The organism is Devosia litorisediminis, from assembly GCF_018334155.1.
Classification (GTDB): Bacteria; Pseudomonadota; Alphaproteobacteria; order Rhizobiales; family Devosiaceae; genus Devosia; species Devosia litorisediminis.
In genome coordinates this window covers 140,316-155,221 of the sequence record NZ_JAGXTP010000004.1, presented here as the reverse complement: position 1 = coordinate 155,221, position 14,906 = coordinate 140,316, and the positions used below count along the sequence as shown (strand labels likewise).

Genomic DNA, 14,906 nt, shown 5'->3' with positions numbered 1-14,906 from the left:
CGAGCGCAACCGTGCTCAAGGTCAATGAGAATGAAGCCCACTCGCTGGCCTTCAACAATGACCCAGCCGCCGTAAAGGCACGCGTGCAGAACAACAAGTGGCTGATGGAGACCATTGAGCGTCAGGGTTACACGCTGGACCAGATCGTCGGTGTCAGCGGCGAAGAGAACAGCCTGACCCTCTACGCACTCTAAGATCAGCGTAGACCAAATGCTGGCCGGCTCCCTCGGGGGTCGGCCTTTTGCTGTCCTCAGCGCAGCCGGGGCTCGAGGTGATCCTCGAACAGCAGGCCGGGCTGGTGGGCCAGAGCGGGCGGATAAAGCGGCTCTGCGGCCAGGGAAATCTCGAGAAATTTCTCCAGCCCGGCGGCATCTTCAGCTGGCAGTCCATAGGCGCCGGCACGCAGGCGCTGCAGAATGGTGGCTTTGGAGGCCATCATACCCGCGGTCACATTGGCACCATTACTCATGGATGCGCTGCGCTTGATGTAGTCGTGCAGCGGGGTGCCCAGATGGTAGGAGTGCGGCACGCTGGTATAGAGCTGCAACAGGAATTCGAGATCGGTCATGTTGCTCATGGTGGGATCATAGCGGCCGTCGGCGCGGCGCCGATCCCAGACCAGCATGGAATCCATGGAAAGGCTGACCCATTTGTGCTGGCCCGGGTCCAGCGTGCGATCGGGCCCCTGCCCGACAAGCCGCAAATGGTTGAACTGCTCGTCCATAACATCGAGCGCAGTGGTGACGATGGCGTGCTCGGCCAGCGCGGCAACCGCCAGCTCGAGCTTTTGCGGCTTGAGCCGGTCATCGGCGTCCAGAATGGCCGCATAGGGTGTGCTGATCTGTTCAAGCGCCACATTGCGCGCATTGGAGGCACCACGGCCCAAGCCACCACTGGTTATGTGCATGATCCGGGAATCGCGGATGCCGGCATCCGCCAGCACGGCGGCATAGTCTTCGCCGTCATCGGCAATGATCCAGAGCTGCCAATCGGGGTGGGTCTGGCCGATCACGCTGGCCACGGTGGTCACGATTGTGGCGTGGGCCTCATAGGCTGGCGTGATGACGGACACAGTCTGGGACATGAGACGAATTCCTTGACCTTGAACGGGGCGCGCTCAGGTCCCATATTTCTTGCAGACGCGCGATGCCACTGCAATCGGGTCGCGCGTTGGTACGTTGCTTGACGATCAAGGACGGCTTGTATGTCGCGTATTTCGGTGTTTTCCGCCCCATTTCTCCTCGGCTTTGACAGTTTTGAGGAGCGTGTCGATCGGTTGGCCAAATCCGCCGACGGCTATCCGCCCTATAATATCGAGCGCACTGTTGATGCCCAGGGCACCGAGCAGTTTCTGGTGTCCATAGCCGTTGCCGGTTTTGGCGCTCATGAGCTGGACGTGATGGCTGAAGACAGCCAGATCGTGGTGCGTGGCAAGCAGCAGGATGAGGCGGGACGCGAGTTCCTGCACAGGGGTATTGCCGCACGGCAATTCCAGCGCTCGTTCCTGCTGGCCGACGGAATGATCGTCAAGGATGCAACTTTAGGGCATGGTATGCTCGTTATTGCTATCGAGCGCCCCCTGACGACCAAGGTTGCCCGCCGTATCGAAATTCGCTCAGTCTGAGGAAAGGGCCGACACTATGTATGAAAAAAGAAACGACGAGACCGTAGCAGATCACGTCATTCATCCGCTCAAGGACCTGACCCGCGCGCAGTTCGCGGCGCTGGGCGGCGATGCGGTTGCGTATCTGCGACCCGTGACTGGCGCCGTGCTGGGCACACTGATTACTGACGCAGAGTTCGAGGCGTCAGCCGAATATCAGCTTTTGATGTCCGCCGATGGCACACCGCTGCTGGTGACCGACACGGCCGATGCGGTCAGCGAGTGGCTTGGCGAAACCAATCTGGGCCTGGCCACGCTGCACTAGCCCACCAATTTTCGCACGACATGAAAAAGCCCTCCGGCACTGCGCGCCGGAGGGCTTTTGTGATTCATGGGCAGCCAATCAGGCGGCGTAGTGCGTGGCCAGTGGTTCGGTCAGCACGGCATGCAGCCGGTCCGGATCGCTGAGACGGCGCAGATCCTCAACCACCGACTCGGTGCGCAGCAAACGGGCCACGCGCGAGAGGGCCTTGAGATGATCGGCGCCGGCCCCGGTGGGGGCCAGCAACATGATCACCAGATCGACCGGTTGATCGTCGACAGCGTCGAACTCGATAGGCTGTTCAAGCCGGGCAAACAGCGCGGTAACGCCGTTCAGGCCGGCAATCTTGCCATGCGGAATCGCGATGCCATTGCCCAGGCCAGTCGAGCCAAGTTCCTCGCGGCCAGTGATGGCATCGAGGAGTTCAGCCTTGGGGTGCCCGGTCAGTTCAGCAGCACGTTCAGCAAGAACTTCGAATAGCTGGCTTTTTGCTGTTATGTCCGTGCAGAACAGCACGGCGCGCTCAGCCAGAATATCGGCCAATTCCATTCAAATCGCCTTGAGATCAACTTCGCTAGATGTGGCGCTGGCGCGGGTTAATTCGCGCCCAAGGCCGGATCAATCCAGCCTATATTGCCATCGGTGCGGCGGTAGACCACATTCAGCCCACCATGTCCAGCATGGCGGAACATCACGACTTGGCTACCGGTAAGGTCCAGTTCCATCACAGCTTCTTCGACGCTGAGCTGGCGCAGGCTCTTGGTGCTCTCAGCAATCACCGGTGGCGCATAGTCGGCATCGAGCTCATCAAACTGTGATCCCGAATCGAGGACGGTATATTGGGCGGTCAGATCGCCGCCATTGACGCCGCGGCGGTGCTGCTTGAGCTTGCGGTTGTAGCGGCGCAGACGCTTTTCGATATTGAGCGCCATGACTTCATAGGCGGCCGTGGGTTCCCCGCCCTGGGCACTGGCCTGCAGGGTCGCGCCGGAATCAAGGTGAACCACGCAATCGGCGCGGAAACCGATACCATCGGGTGTGAGGGTTAGATGCCCGTCATAGCCACCGTCGAAATACTTGCCCACGACGGCGTCGAAGTGGTCCTCGGCTTTACCGCGGAGAGCTTCGCCGACATCCATGTTCTTTCCCGAAACGCGTAAGGTCATGGCTTCTTTTCCTTCTTGTCGTTGTGCGACGCGAGGATCTCCGAAAGCCGTTCCCGGTTTTCGGGATCACGCCTGCCGCCTACCCCATTGATATGGGCATGCGACCACCATGATGCTAGACCTGCGCGCGCCACGGGTGCAATGCGCAAACCCCCGATCTGGTTTGTTTATGTTTTGGACTTCGCCCGAAAATAGCCTTAACTTACGCGAGCAAATTCGCCCGGCGCAGTACCTCAGGCCATTTGCTGCTCATTCTTCTTCTGACGCCGCCGCATGACCGAGGACGGGATGTTCATCCCCTCGCGGTATTTGGCGACCGTACGGCGGGCGACATCGATGCCCTGCTCCTGCTTGAGCATGTCGGCAATGGTGTCATCGCTGAGCACGGCCGTGACCAGTTCGGCATCGATGAGCTGCTTGATGCGATGGCGTACGGTTTCGGCAGAATGATCGACACCACCATCGCTCGAGGCGATCGCGGTCGTGAAGAAATACTTCATTTCATAGAGGCCGCGCGGGGTGGCGATGTATTTGTTGGCCGTCACCCGGCTGACAGTGGATTCGTGCATGTCGATGGCTTCGGCCACCATGCGCAGCGTCATGGGCTTGAGATGGGCGATGCCGTGGGTCAGAAAGCCATCCTGCTGGCGCACGATTTCCGCTGACACCTTGAGAATGGTCTGGGCGCGCTGATCGAGGCTTTTGGTCAGCCAGTTGGCCGTGGCCAGACAATCGGAGAGGAAGCTCTTTTCAGCTGGCGCCCGGGTCTGCTTGGTGACCGTGGCGTAATAGACGCGATTGACCAGAACGCGGGGCAGCACCTCGCTGTTGAGCTCGATCTGCCAGGCACCATCGGGGCCACGTCGGACAAATACATCAGGCACCACGGTCTCGACCGGGCCGCTGTCAAAGGCCAGGCCGGGGCGCGGATCCAGATTGCGCAATTCGGCCAGCATGTCGGCCAGATCTTCGCGGTCGCAGCCAATGGCGCGCATCAGGCCGATCTTGTCATGCTCGGTGACCATGGCCAGATTATCGAGCAGTTTGAGCATCATGGGATCAAGACGGTCCCGCTCGCGCAGCTGAATGGCCAGGCATTCGGGGACGGACCGCGCAAATACGCCGACCGGGTCACAACCCTGCAGCGCCTCGAGCACAGCTTCAATGTCGCCCATTTCGGCGCCCAGCTGTTCGGCCAGAGCATCGAGATCAATAGCGAGATAGCCCGCTTCATTGAGGCCATCGATCAGGTGCCGCGCGATCAGCCGGTCAGCAGCGGTGCGCAGAATGAGATTGGACTGGGCTTCGAGATGCTCGCTCAGCACCGGGCGCGAGGCGACGAACTGATCGATGTCGGGCGCTTCGCCGCTTTCGCTGGCGCCATTGCGATCAAGCCGACTGGCGGGGTTAAGCTGATCCTGGGCACTCTGATCGGGGAAGACATTCTCGACGGCGGTATCATAGCCATCAGCGATGGAATCGGCATCCTGAATGCGGTCGCCGCGATCAACGGTGTCTTCGTAAGCGGTGATTTCGGTGGAGCGTTCAACGGCTTCGCCGGGCTCGGCGTCGGCCGGTTCGGCGCCGTCCTCGCGTTCGAGCAGCGGATTGCGCAGCAGTTCATCCTCAACGAAGTTGTTGAGCTCAAGATGGCTGAGCTGCAACAGACGGATGGACTGCATCAGTTGCGGCGTCAGCGTCAGGCTTTGGGCCTGACGGAATTCAAGACGCGGCGAAAGAGCCATTCAGCTTAGACCTCTAGCGCAAATTCGACCAAAAACGGCCGCTTCCCAGCGCGGACCATGCCTGAAAATCGCGCATCGAACAAGGTTGGCGGCAAAATCCGTGCCAAGTCAGATCACGGCGCTGTTACGTCAGATCTGGAAATTCTCGCCCAGATAGACACGGCGTGCATCAGGATCGGCGCTGATGGTATCGGGGCGACCCTGGATCATCACCTTGCCGCCGTGGATGACATAGGCGCGATCGACCAGACCCAGGGTTTCGCGCACGGCGTGATCGGTGATCAGCACGCCAATGCCCCGTTCCGTGAGCTGGCGCACAAGGCCTTTAACCTCGGCCACGGCAATGGGGTCCACACCTGCAAAGGGTTCATCGAGCAGCATGAAGGCGGGGTCGGCCGCCAGAGCGCGCGCCAGTTCAACGCGACGGCGTTCGCCGCCTGAAAGCGCCAGCGCATTGGCCTTGGCCAGATGCTGAATGGAGAATTCCTCCAAGAGGGAATTCAGGCGCGCCTTGCGGGCTGCCCGGCCACTGACGTGATTTTCCAGCACGGCCAGAATATTGCCGCTGACGGTCAGGCCGCGAAAAATCGAGGGCTCCTGCGGCAGATAGCCAATCCCGAGCTGACCGCGCTGAAACAGCGGCAGGTGCGTGATGGCGCGGCCATCAAGCTGGATGGAGCCGGCATCGGGTTTGACCAGACCCATGATCATGGTGAAGACCGTGGTCTTGCCTGCACCATTGGGGCCGAGCAGGCCAACGGCCTCGCCGCGCCGCACGGCAATGGACACATCGCGCACCACGACCCGCTTGCCAAAACTCTTGGCGAGGCTGTGGGCGACCAGCCATCCGGTCTGGTCGAGACGCGGCTTGGTTTGCGGATCGGTCATTGCGAGGTAAAAATCCCGGTGACCCGGCCATTCTGGCCGCTGGTAAAGGTGGAGACATTGGTCGCCAGATTGACCACCAGTTCATCGGAATTGACGGTACCGCCCTCATTGACCACGATCACGTTGCCGGTCAGGCGCAGCAATTGATCACCGGGGGTGAAGACAGCGCGCTGGCCGGTAGCGGTCTGTTCGGAGGTTTCCAATTTGACGTCGCCGGTGGCTTCGAAGGTCTTGATGTCGGTGGTGCCGCCCGCGCCGTAGGTGGCGACAACCTTGGGGGCCCAAACGGTCACCGTGGGGTGAACAACCACGACATTGCCAGTGAACACGGCGGTGCTGGTCGCCTCATCAATGCTGAACAGGTCAGCCGTGATGTTGACCTTTTGCTGGGCAAAGGCCGGGCCGGCCAGCATGGCCAGGGCAAGGAAAGCGAACGTGCGCAGCATCATGGTATGTCGGATCCGGGCGTAGAGGGCAGGGTGACGTTCGCATTGGAGAATGTCCAGACCGCCTGGGTGGCGTCATAGGTCATGCCCACACCATCCAGGGTCGAACCATCGGCATAATCGATATGGACGGCGCCGCGCCCGACCAGAGTCTGGGTGGCGTAATCAAAAACAGAATCAATAATGGTGCCGGTGGTGCCGGTGGATTCGGCAATTTCTGCGAGTCCGACAATGGTCACGGTCTCGGCGCCGGTATCGAGCATGGCGTGACGGGCATTGATGCGGGTTTCCACGCCATTGGTGCGCACCATGGACAGGATGCCCTGCGTCAAGGCGATCTGGTCGGTCGCATCAATCGAGGCCTGTGCTTGTTCCGCCCAGACGCGATAGGTGGTGCCGTTGTCCAGCACCCCGGAATATTCCGGGGTCTCGATGGAGACGCTGTCACGGGTGACTTCGATGCGCCCGACGCCGAAGCGGCTGGTCAGGCTCGAGACATAGATCTGGCCGAGCAGCGACACCAGAACCAACACGCCCAGAGCAGGCACGCCGACGCGCAGGATCGCCACAATACGATTGCGGGCTTCCAGGCGCCGGTAGATGGCCTGGCGCTGAGCGGCGTCGGCCTGCAGGTTCATCGCCGCTGCCGCCATCAGCTATGCGCAAAGATGTCGGTTTCGCTCCAGCCGAGCAGATCAAGTTCGCTGCGCGTCTTGAGGAATTCAAAGCAGGCCTGAGCGATCTCGGTACGGTTTTCGCGGGCCAGCATGCGATCCAGATGCCGCTTGAGATCGTGCAGGTAGAGCACGTCGGAAGCGGCATATTCGAGCTGGGCTTCGCTGAGCTTGTCGGTGCCCCAGTCCGAGCTCTGCTGCTGCTTGGACAGATCCACGCTGAGCAGTTCGCGCGCCAGCTCCTTGAGTCCATGGCGATCAGTATAGGTGCGGACCAGCTTGGAGGCGATCTTGGTGCAATAGATGGGGCCGGTGACCACGCCAAAACGATTGCGCAAGGCGGCGACATCAAAGCGCGCATAGTGGAAGATCTTGGTGACCTTGGGGTCGGCGAGCAGCTTGACCAGATTGGGCGCTTCGCTGGCATTCTGGGGAATCTGGACCACATCGGCACTGCCATCGCCGGGCGACAGCTGGACCACGCAAAGGCGGTCGCGATGGGGGTTCAGGCCCATGGTTTCGGTGTCGATGGCCACTTCACGCCCGTCATAATTGGACAGGTTGGGCAGGTCGCCACGGTGCAGTCGGATAGCCATGAAAGGTCTCGCAAAATAGGTTCTATCCCTGATGCCACAGCATCAAGGCATTGGAAAGGCTGGGCAGGCCACCGCGCAGCCTAGAGTGGCTGCTTGCGGCGGCGATGCACCAGAACCGAGAGGCCCAGTCCGAGCAGCAGGGCGACGAGCAGGGGCCAGTAGCGCAACTGGGCGAAGGGTGTGGCGGGCAGGCGCTCATAAGGGCTGACATCAAGCGCGGCCATTTGCAGTGGCGCGAGCTGGGCGGTGACACGACCGAGCGGGTCGGTGGCAAAGGTCAGCCCGGAATTGGCCGCGCGGATCAAACTCATGCCCTCTTCGACGGCACGCACGCGGACGTGATGGGCATGCTGGGCCGGGCCGATGGAGGCATCGAACCAGGCGTCATTGGTGATGTTGAAGAGAAACTGGGCATTGGCCGCGTCGCCCAGATCGCCAGAGAACAGGATCTCATAGCAGATCAGCGCCAACAGGCTGGGCGTGTTGGGCAGGCTCATCAGGCGACGGCGGGCATCGCCATGGCTCCAACCCTCGGCGCCGGGCACGAACTGCTTAATGCCTAACTGGGCAAAGAAGGGACCAAAGGGCAGGAATTCGCCAAACGGCACCAGATGAGATTTGTCATAGCTGGCGATGACTTCGCCATTGGTGTCGATGGCCAGAATCGCATTGAAGGGCGGGGCCGAAGCCAAGGTTGAGCCCGGCTCATATTGCTGACGGGGCGCACCAGCGAGCAGGGTTGCGCCTTCGGGCAGCAGACGGGCAATGCGGGCCAATGCCTCGGGATAGGTGGACAGGAAGAACGGCAGGCTGGATTCGGGCCAGACCAGAAGATCGATATCGGCCAGTCCCTGATCGGTGGGGTCCATGCGCATGTCCGAGAGCATCAGCAGGCGATCGATCAGCGCGACAGGATCGGCATTGCTCCAGTCGGCATGCTCATAGACCAGCGGCTGCACCAGCCGCATGGCGGTATCGGTGCGTTCGGTCACGACCGTATTGGCCAGACGATTGTGCCCATAGCCGAGTTGGCCGGCGATGACGGCCACGGCAATAAAGAAGGGCAGCAGGCGGCGGCTGAGGCTGCGCTCATCGGCGGGCCAGATCAGCGCGGGGGTCATGGCGATCAGGGCGGCGACCAGGGTGAGCCCGTAAATGCCGATGACCGAGGTGATCTGCATCATCTCGTCATTGGGGGTCAGCGCATAGCCGAGCAGATCAAAGGGGAAGCCGGTCAGGACATGGCCGCGCGCCCATTCGGCAATGGTGAGGAATGTTGCCAGGGTGACGACACGCCAGGGGCCATGGGACCACAGCAGATGCGCGGCGGCGCTGGCGAGGCCCCAGAACACGGCGATCATGGCGGCCAGCGCCAGGATGGCGAACGGCATGATGGCCAGCATGACGCCGCCGTCGACGAAAAAGGCGGCGCCCAGCCAATGGAAGGCAACGATGAAATAACCCCAGCCAAAGGCGAAGCCGATGGAAAAGGCCGGACCAAACAGGCGGCGCCAACCCCGCGTGGTCTCGGCGCCATCCAGGCTCCAGATCCAGATGGGGAAGGCTATGAACAGCGCGGGCAGCACAAACAGCGGCGGCACGGACAGGCCGGCCAGCGCGCCGGCGATCAAAAGCAGCAGAAAACGCCGCCAGCCATGGCTCAACATGGCGGTTTCAGCGAGCCAGGTCATTGCGGTTTACTCAGCGAATCAGGGCGCATGCGGCCAAGCTGGCTGGTGCGGCCCAGAGCGTCAAGGCAGCGGTCATTCTGACGCATGGCTGCTTGGCTTCCGCATTGGATAAGCCAATGCTAGGCTTGAATAATCGAACTGTGTGGACACCGGGATAAGGCGGACCGATGGACCTCGACCAGCTCAGAACCTTTGACCGAATTGTGCGGGAACAGAGTTTCACGCGCGCCGCGGCTCACCTCAACATTACCCAGGCGACGGCGTCGATGCGGATGCGGGCGCTGGAGGGACTGTTGGGGGTGACCCTGTTCCGGCGCGGTCGCACGGTGACGCTGACCGATCAGGGCATGACCTTTCTGCCCTATGCCCGGCGCATTATCGGTACGGCACAAGAGGGGCGCGAGGCGCTGCGGCGGGTTGAACGCGGGCGGATCGCCATCGCCTCGCTGCGCAGTCTGGTAACGCCGCTGATCACCGAACCCTTGCTGCGGTTTCAGGCTAAATATCCAGGCGTTGATGTGGTGGTCAATGAAGGCCGCCAATCGCAGATCGCGGCCATGCTGCATGAGCGCGACGTGGAAATGGGCATATTGTGCTGGCCCAATATCGACCCGCTGGTGGTTGATCTGGTGCCCCTATTGGTGATGCGCGAGCGCGTGCCGCTGGTGGTGTCGCCCGAGATCGCCGCGCGCCTGCCGGCCACGCCGAGCATTGAAGAGGTGCTGGCGTTGGTGCCCCGGGTGATATCGCTGCGCTGGTGGCAGGCAGAACCGGAAACGGCGGCCGCTCTGGTGAGGCTGGCCAAGACCAGCGTGGAACTGCCCACCGGGCCGGCGCGCCGGCTGGCGATCAAGGGCGAAGGACTGGGGTTTTTTGTCAGCTCGGCCATTGCCGATGATGTGGCTGCGGGGCGGCTGGTGGAGATCGCGCCGACCAATTTCGAGCCGCTGCATCGCGACACTGCCATGGTAGTGCGTTCCACCGCCGCGCTGGAGCGGGTCATGCTTGCTGATTTCGTGGCCGAGATCGCCCGCGAATGCGCCGATGTCGGGATGATCGTGGAAAACCGGCTGGCCGAAACAACCAAGAGTTAAGGCAACAGGCCGGCGGCGCGGGCCGCGGGCAGATAGCTGCGACTGACTGGCACCAGCGTGCCATTTTCGAGTTCCAGCATCGGCTTGCCGGACTGGCGCAGCCCGCGCTTGACCCCATTGAGCGCCACCCAGTGGGAGCGGTGCACCTGCAAGCCTGGTTGGGGAGCGGTTTCGGCGATGGCATCGGAGAGCCGCATCAGCACCAGTTCATGGCCCTTGTCGGTGGTGACATCGACATAGTGATCCGCCACCGCCAGGTGCAGCAGCCGGCCGCGCATGGCATGGGGCAGGCGCGCCAGCAAGGCAGGAGGCGCGGCTTGCTCAGCCGGCTCAGCGGGGGCGGTTGCGCCGGCACCGAGCACATGGGAGGCCACCGTGATGCCCAGCGCTATGAGCGGGCAATAGACCAGCAGCGTCGCCAGACCGATCAACTCGCCGCCCGTGGGGCCGAAGGTGAGCAGGTTGATGACAATGACAAACAGCGCAATGGGGATGCCGGGCAACAGGCCGGTGAGCAGGAAATGGCGCCACAGCGGCCCCCGACCCAGCCACGCCTCAAAGAAGATGGCGCAGCAAAAGCCGATGGCGTAGCTGCCCGCAGCGATAGCGAACCAATAGAGCAGACGCGGCAGCACCGAGACATATTGAAAGGTATTAAACGGGCCAACCAGACCGATCAGCGCCCCTACCAGCGCAATGCCGAGCCAGGTCCGGCCATTGCTGAAATGGGCCTGCGTTCTACGCAGCGTGAAATGCAGGGGGCCGTCGTTCACGTATTGAAAGCTCCATTGGGGCAGGCGCCGTTGCCGCGCCAATCTAACGGCCGCAGGAGACAGGGCAAGTCATCGAAGAGGATTTCCCATGTCGCTCGCCCCCCTGCTTGAAGCCGGCCCCGCCGTTCAGATCCACGCCAGTACCGCCATTGCCGCCTTCCTGATCGGGGCCCTTGTACTGTGGCGGGACAAGGGCACCAAACTGCACAAGGCGCTGGGGCGGAGCTGGGTCGTGCTGATGCTGGTGGTGGCGACCAGCGCGCTGTTCATCAACGATATCCGGATGATCGGACCGTTCAGTCCGATCCATCTGTTTGTGATCACGACCTATGTGGGGATCGCTCAGGGCATGTGGGCCATCATCGTCAATCGGGATGTGGTGGCGCACAGGGCGGCAATGCGGGGGACCTATGTCGGCGGGTTGCTCTTGGCCGGCGCCTTCACCTTTCTGCCGGGACGACGCATGCATGCCGTGCTGTTCGGCGCCGATGCCGGCTGGACGCCATCGCTGATCGTTATCGGGGTGGCTTTGGCCACGACCGGCTATCTGTGGCTGCACGGACGGCCCAGGGCAGCGCCTATGCTGCGGTTAAAGCGCTAGCGTTCCAGAACCCCGTCAAGGCCGTACGCCAGGCTTCACTGGCATCAAGATTGGCGCAGTGACCCGCCTCGGGCAACTCGACAATGGTCCAGCTGGGTCGCGGGGTGTGCCGCTGCAGGGAAGGCCGCAGCGCCAGATTGACGGCAGTGTCGCGGCCGCCAACCAGCACCAGTACCGGGCCGGTATAGTTCAGCGCATTGTCGTGCAGATCATAGCGCCGGACATGGGCCGTGATGGCCGCGCCCACGTTTGGATCAAAGGCCCGCGCCATGTCGGCGATCAACGGTCTGGCCGGCGTGTGGCGGGTGGTATTGGCCGCGGTGACGCGCGCCAGCAGATTGCGGCCCAGCACGCGACACAGCGCAGGAAACACGCCACCGAGGCCGGGCGGCAGCTTGAGCGCAAAGGCGGTGCCGAACAGGGCGAGCGAGGCAAACCGTTGCGGCTGGCGCCCGACCAGATCAAGCGCGACAATACCGCCAAGGGAATTGCCGACCCAGTGCACCTGATCGATGCCGGCGTGGTCGAGCATGGCCGCCATATCATAGGCCATGGTGGCGATGGCGAAGTCACCGGGAAGGCGTGTGGTCGGGGCGCAAGATTGGCCATGGCCGCGCAAATCGGGCACCAGAACGCGATAGCCCTGCCTGGCAAAATGGTCCGCGTCAGCGTCGAACTGACGGCCACTCGCCGCCAGACCATGACACAACACAATGGCCTTACCCTTGGCGGGACCCGCGCTGCGATAACTCAACGCCGTCCCGTCTGCGGCCCGATAGTGATGGCGCTGCAGCAAGAGCGTGGTCATGCCATGCCGATGGCAATGCCCGCGGCAAACACCAGCGAACCACCGAAAACCACCTGCAGCACAGCGCGCCAGAACGGGGTCTGCATATAGCGGTTCTGGATCCAGGCAATGGCCCAGAGTTCAACCAGCACGACGATGATGGCGATGGTGGTGGCGATGGCGAAATCGTGGATCAGATAGGGCAATGCATGCCCCAGACCACCAATGGCCGTCATGATGCCGGCGGCAAAGCCGCGCTTGATGGGCGAGCCGCGGCCGGTGAGTTTGCCGTCATCGGAGGCCGCTTCGGTAAAGCCCATGGAAATGCCGGCACCAACGGCGGCAGCCAGACCGACAAGGAAGGTCTGATGGGTGTCGCCCGTGGCAAAGGCCGCGGCAAATACAGGCGCCAGAGTGGAGACCGAGCCATCCATCAAACCGGCCAGGCCCGGCTGCACATAGGTCAGCACGAACTGGCGGTGGGCCTCACTTTTTTCAGTGTCGCGCCCACCCTCACCGAGCACATCGGCATCGATGCGGTCGGCGGCCTGGGCATGCTTGCGCTCCTGTTCGGCCAGATCGCCAAGCAGTTTGCGGATATTGGCGTCGGTCGCCTGCTTGGCCGCTTCGAGATAGAAGTGATAGGCGCTCTCTTCCATCTCCCAGATCTGCTGGCGGACTGCTTCAAGCGTCATGGTCTTCATCAGCCAGAGTGGCTTGCGGGTCAGGAAGCCGCGGACATGTTCACGGCGGATCGGCACCAGATGATCCCCAAAACGGGAGACATAGAGATCAAGCAATTGCCGACGATGCTCATTTTCTTCGGCCGCCATGCCCTGAAACAGGGAGGCCGAGCCGGGATAGGTCGCGGCAAGCCGGGTGGCAAACTCGGTATAGATGCGGCTGTCTTCCTCCTCGGCGGAGACCGCCAGGGAGAGAATTTCGCGCTCGGAAAGCTCGGAAAAGGGGCGGCGATTATCAGGCAGGATGGAGAACATGACGCTCTGTTCATTAGAATGATTCTAAACAAGCTAGAGCTATTCTGTCGTCTGCGCAAGGTCGTTGCACGCCCCTGTTCCGGTTAGCTGAGCATGGAGCGCTGCGCGAAGATGCCGGCCATGGCACCGTGGGCGGTGGCGAGGGTGACGCTGGCCATTGGATTGGCGAGATCGCCTGCCGCATAGACACCCTGGAGGCTGGTCTGGCGCGTATCGTCGACCTTAAGGGCCACGCCCAGCCCGACATCCTCAAGTTCAAGGCCAAGGGCGGTATGCAGGTCCCCCGCTGGCGCATTGTGGGGATGCGCGAACAGCACATCGACCGCTACATCGCGGGTATCGTCCACCCGAACAGCGGCGATCTGGCCGTTATCGTGGTGCAAACCTGTCACCTTGCCTTCGACCAGACTGACATGGCGACGCTTGAGATCAGCACGGGCTTGTGCGTCGATGGCGTGGCCGTCAGCGAACAGGGTGATCCTATCGGTCCAGTCGCCATAAAGCTGCACCATGTGCAGCGAATGCGGGCCGGAATAGAGCAAGCCCCAATGCTGACCAGCCACCTCAAACCCGTCGCAATATGGGCATGGGAGCACCGACTTGCCCCAGCAATCGGCAAAGCCAGGCATGGCGGGGAACTTGTCGACCACGCCATAGCTGAGCAGCAGCCGGCGAGCATAATGGATCTGGCCGCCTTGCGTGGTGACGGCGAAATCATCAAGGGTGCCGCTGGCATTGGTCGCGCGCGCATTGATCAGCTCGATGGTGGGATAGCGAGCCAGTTGTTCGCGGGCGGCACCAAGAATTTCGGCGGGGGATTTGTGGTCATGGCCCAGCACGCCATGGGAATGGGCGGCGTAGCGATTGCGCGGCAGACCGGTATCGAGAACCGTGACCTTGCGGCGCGCGCGTCCAAGCTGCAGTGCGGCGGCAAGGCCGGCAAAACTGCCGCCGACGATCAGGACATCATTGTGCATGAGCGTTTTCTCCGTGGGGCGGATGAAGGGGATAGGGACCCGCCTGGCGGGCGATATCGTCCAGCGAGACACGCTCCAGGCGCGCTGCCAACAGGGCTTCGGCATCGGCGATAAACTCGCCCATGACACCGTCAACAGCGCGGACAATGGCGCAGTGCTCATCGCCGGGATCACTCTGGGTGCGGATCAGCAGGCTTTCGCCCATGGCGGCATGAATGGACTGCAGGCTGATCTGGTCTGCAGGCTGCGCCAGACGCCAGCCGCCCTCACGGCCCTTGGCGGCGCTGACAATGCCAGCCTCACGCAGTTCACCCAGCACCCGGCGCACAACGACCGGGTTGGTCATCAGGCATTGCGCCAGCGTGGCTGAGGTCATGGCCGTATCGGGCTGGTGATAGAGATGCACCAGAGCATGCAGGGCGAGTGACAGGCGGCTTGATCGTTTCATGTAACTTTTATTGTTACAATACAATCGGCCTGTCAACCCTGTTGGCAGGGCCGGCGTTTTCGTGGCGGCAGCGGGGTGTTATGCTCGGATCATGCTG

General features: G+C 62.1%; 18 protein-coding genes and 1 pseudogene. 5 read left to right on the top strand and 14 right to left on the bottom strand.

Annotated features, from left to right (window positions below):
• A partial coding sequence (locus tag KD146_RS18100; RefSeq protein ID WP_212660251.1) for a hypothetical protein occupies window positions 1–194 on the top strand: 194 nt, incomplete at its 5' end.
• A 56-nt stretch (window positions 195–250) separates the two neighbouring features.
• On the opposite strand, the gene KD146_RS18095 is transcribed toward KD146_RS18100, so the two are convergent.
• Window positions 251–1,084, bottom strand: coding sequence for a glycosyltransferase family 2 protein (locus KD146_RS18095; protein WP_212660250.1), 834 nt, complete (start codon window positions 1,082–1,084; stop codon window positions 251–253).
• A gap of 120 nt (window positions 1,085–1,204) precedes the next feature.
• Here KD146_RS18095 and KD146_RS18090 point away from each other — a divergent pair, with 120 nt between their 5' ends.
• Both KD146_RS18090 and KD146_RS18085 read left to right on the top strand, forming a co-directional pair.
• The gene (locus KD146_RS18090; protein WP_212660249.1) at window positions 1,205–1,624 is read left to right on the top strand and encodes an Hsp20 family protein; all 420 of its coding nucleotides are present in this window, start codon (window positions 1,205–1,207) and stop codon (window positions 1,622–1,624) included.
• Window positions 1,625–1,640: 16 nt separating this feature from the next.
• On the top strand, window positions 1,641–1,928 hold the full coding sequence (locus KD146_RS18085) for a DUF1150 family protein (protein WP_212660248.1): 288 nt from the start codon (window positions 1,641–1,643) through the stop codon (window positions 1,926–1,928).
• 78 nt (window positions 1,929–2,006) lie between these two features.
• Here KD146_RS18085 and KD146_RS18080 read toward each other — a convergent pair whose 3' ends face one another.
• The 8 genes and pseudogenes from KD146_RS18080 to lnt form a co-directional block, all read right to left on the bottom strand.
• Window positions 2,007–2,474, bottom strand: a complete 468-nt coding sequence (locus KD146_RS18080; protein ID WP_212660247.1) for a PTS sugar transporter subunit IIA — start codon at window positions 2,472–2,474, stop codon at window positions 2,007–2,009.
• A gap of 47 nt (window positions 2,475–2,521) precedes the next feature.
• Window positions 2,522–3,091 carry a ribosome hibernation promotion factor gene (locus KD146_RS18075; RefSeq protein ID WP_212660246.1) on the bottom strand — a complete coding sequence of 190 codons (570 nt, stop codon included), beginning with the start codon at window positions 3,089–3,091 and terminating at the stop codon, window positions 2,522–2,524.
• Window positions 3,092–3,324: 233 nt separating this feature from the next.
• On the bottom strand, window positions 3,325–4,836 hold the full coding sequence (gene rpoN, locus KD146_RS18070; protein ID WP_212660245.1) for an RNA polymerase factor sigma-54: 1,512 nt from the start codon (window positions 4,834–4,836) through the stop codon (window positions 3,325–3,327).
• Window positions 4,837–4,965: 129 nt separating this feature from the next.
• Window positions 4,966–5,697 (bottom strand): annotated as a pseudogene (gene lptB / locus KD146_RS18065) (LPS export ABC transporter ATP-binding protein); the annotation flags it as partial.
• 23 nt (window positions 5,698–5,720) lie between these two features.
• Window positions 5,721–6,173, bottom strand: a complete 453-nt coding sequence (locus KD146_RS18060) for an LptA/OstA family protein (RefSeq protein WP_212660243.1) — start codon at window positions 6,171–6,173, stop codon at window positions 5,721–5,723.
• Entirely contained in the window at window positions 6,170–6,823 is a 654-nt protein-coding gene (locus KD146_RS18055) for an LPS export ABC transporter periplasmic protein LptC (protein ID WP_212660242.1), read from the bottom strand. Before KD146_RS18055 ends, KD146_RS18060 begins: the two co-directional genes overlap by 4 nt.
• Window positions 6,823–7,440: a ribonuclease D gene (locus tag KD146_RS18050; RefSeq protein WP_212660241.1), complete on the bottom strand. Its 618-nt coding sequence runs from the start codon at window positions 7,438–7,440 to the stop codon at window positions 6,823–6,825. Before KD146_RS18050 ends, KD146_RS18055 begins: the two co-directional genes overlap by 1 nt.
• An 80-nt stretch (window positions 7,441–7,520) precedes the next feature.
• On the bottom strand, window positions 7,521–9,131 hold the full coding sequence (lnt, locus tag KD146_RS18045) for an apolipoprotein N-acyltransferase (protein ID WP_212660240.1): 1,611 nt from the start codon (window positions 9,129–9,131) through the stop codon (window positions 7,521–7,523).
• A gap of 167 nt (window positions 9,132–9,298) precedes the next feature.
• Here lnt and KD146_RS18040 point away from each other — a divergent pair, with 167 nt between their 5' ends.
• A complete protein-coding gene (locus tag KD146_RS18040) occupies window positions 9,299–10,225 on the top strand; it encodes a LysR family transcriptional regulator (protein WP_212660239.1) in 927 nt (308 codons plus the stop codon).
• On the opposite strand, the gene KD146_RS18540 is transcribed toward KD146_RS18040, so the two are convergent.
• Window positions 10,222–10,998, bottom strand: a complete 777-nt coding sequence (locus KD146_RS18540) for a LytTR family DNA-binding domain-containing protein (protein ID WP_212660238.1) — start codon at window positions 10,996–10,998, stop codon at window positions 10,222–10,224. The genes KD146_RS18040 and KD146_RS18540 overlap by 4 nt on opposite strands.
• 88 nt (window positions 10,999–11,086) lie before the next feature.
• Between KD146_RS18540 and KD146_RS18030 the strand changes: the two genes are divergently transcribed.
• Window positions 11,087–11,599, top strand: a complete 513-nt coding sequence (locus KD146_RS18030; RefSeq protein ID WP_212660237.1) for a DUF2306 domain-containing protein — start codon at window positions 11,087–11,089, stop codon at window positions 11,597–11,599.
• Here the strand turns inward: KD146_RS18030 and KD146_RS18025 are convergent.
• From KD146_RS18025 to KD146_RS18010, 4 genes are all read right to left on the bottom strand, one after another.
• On the bottom strand, window positions 11,577–12,407 hold the full coding sequence (locus KD146_RS18025; protein ID WP_212660236.1) for an alpha/beta fold hydrolase: 831 nt from the start codon (window positions 12,405–12,407) through the stop codon (window positions 11,577–11,579). The genes KD146_RS18030 and KD146_RS18025 overlap by 23 nt on opposite strands.
• Window positions 12,404–13,384 (bottom strand): iron exporter MbfA, encoded by a 981-nt coding sequence (gene mbfA / locus KD146_RS18020; RefSeq protein ID WP_212660235.1) that lies wholly within the window; start codon window positions 13,382–13,384, stop codon window positions 12,404–12,406. Before mbfA ends, KD146_RS18025 begins: the two co-directional genes overlap by 4 nt.
• A gap of 83 nt (window positions 13,385–13,467) precedes the next feature.
• Window positions 13,468–14,361, bottom strand: a complete 894-nt coding sequence (locus KD146_RS18015; RefSeq protein WP_212660234.1) for an NAD(P)/FAD-dependent oxidoreductase — start codon at window positions 14,359–14,361, stop codon at window positions 13,468–13,470.
• Entirely contained in the window at window positions 14,351–14,809 is a 459-nt protein-coding gene (locus KD146_RS18010) for an RrF2 family transcriptional regulator (protein ID WP_212660233.1), read from the bottom strand. The genes KD146_RS18015 and KD146_RS18010 overlap by 11 nt, the downstream gene beginning before the upstream one ends.
• Window positions 14,810–14,906: the final 97 nt, after the last annotated feature.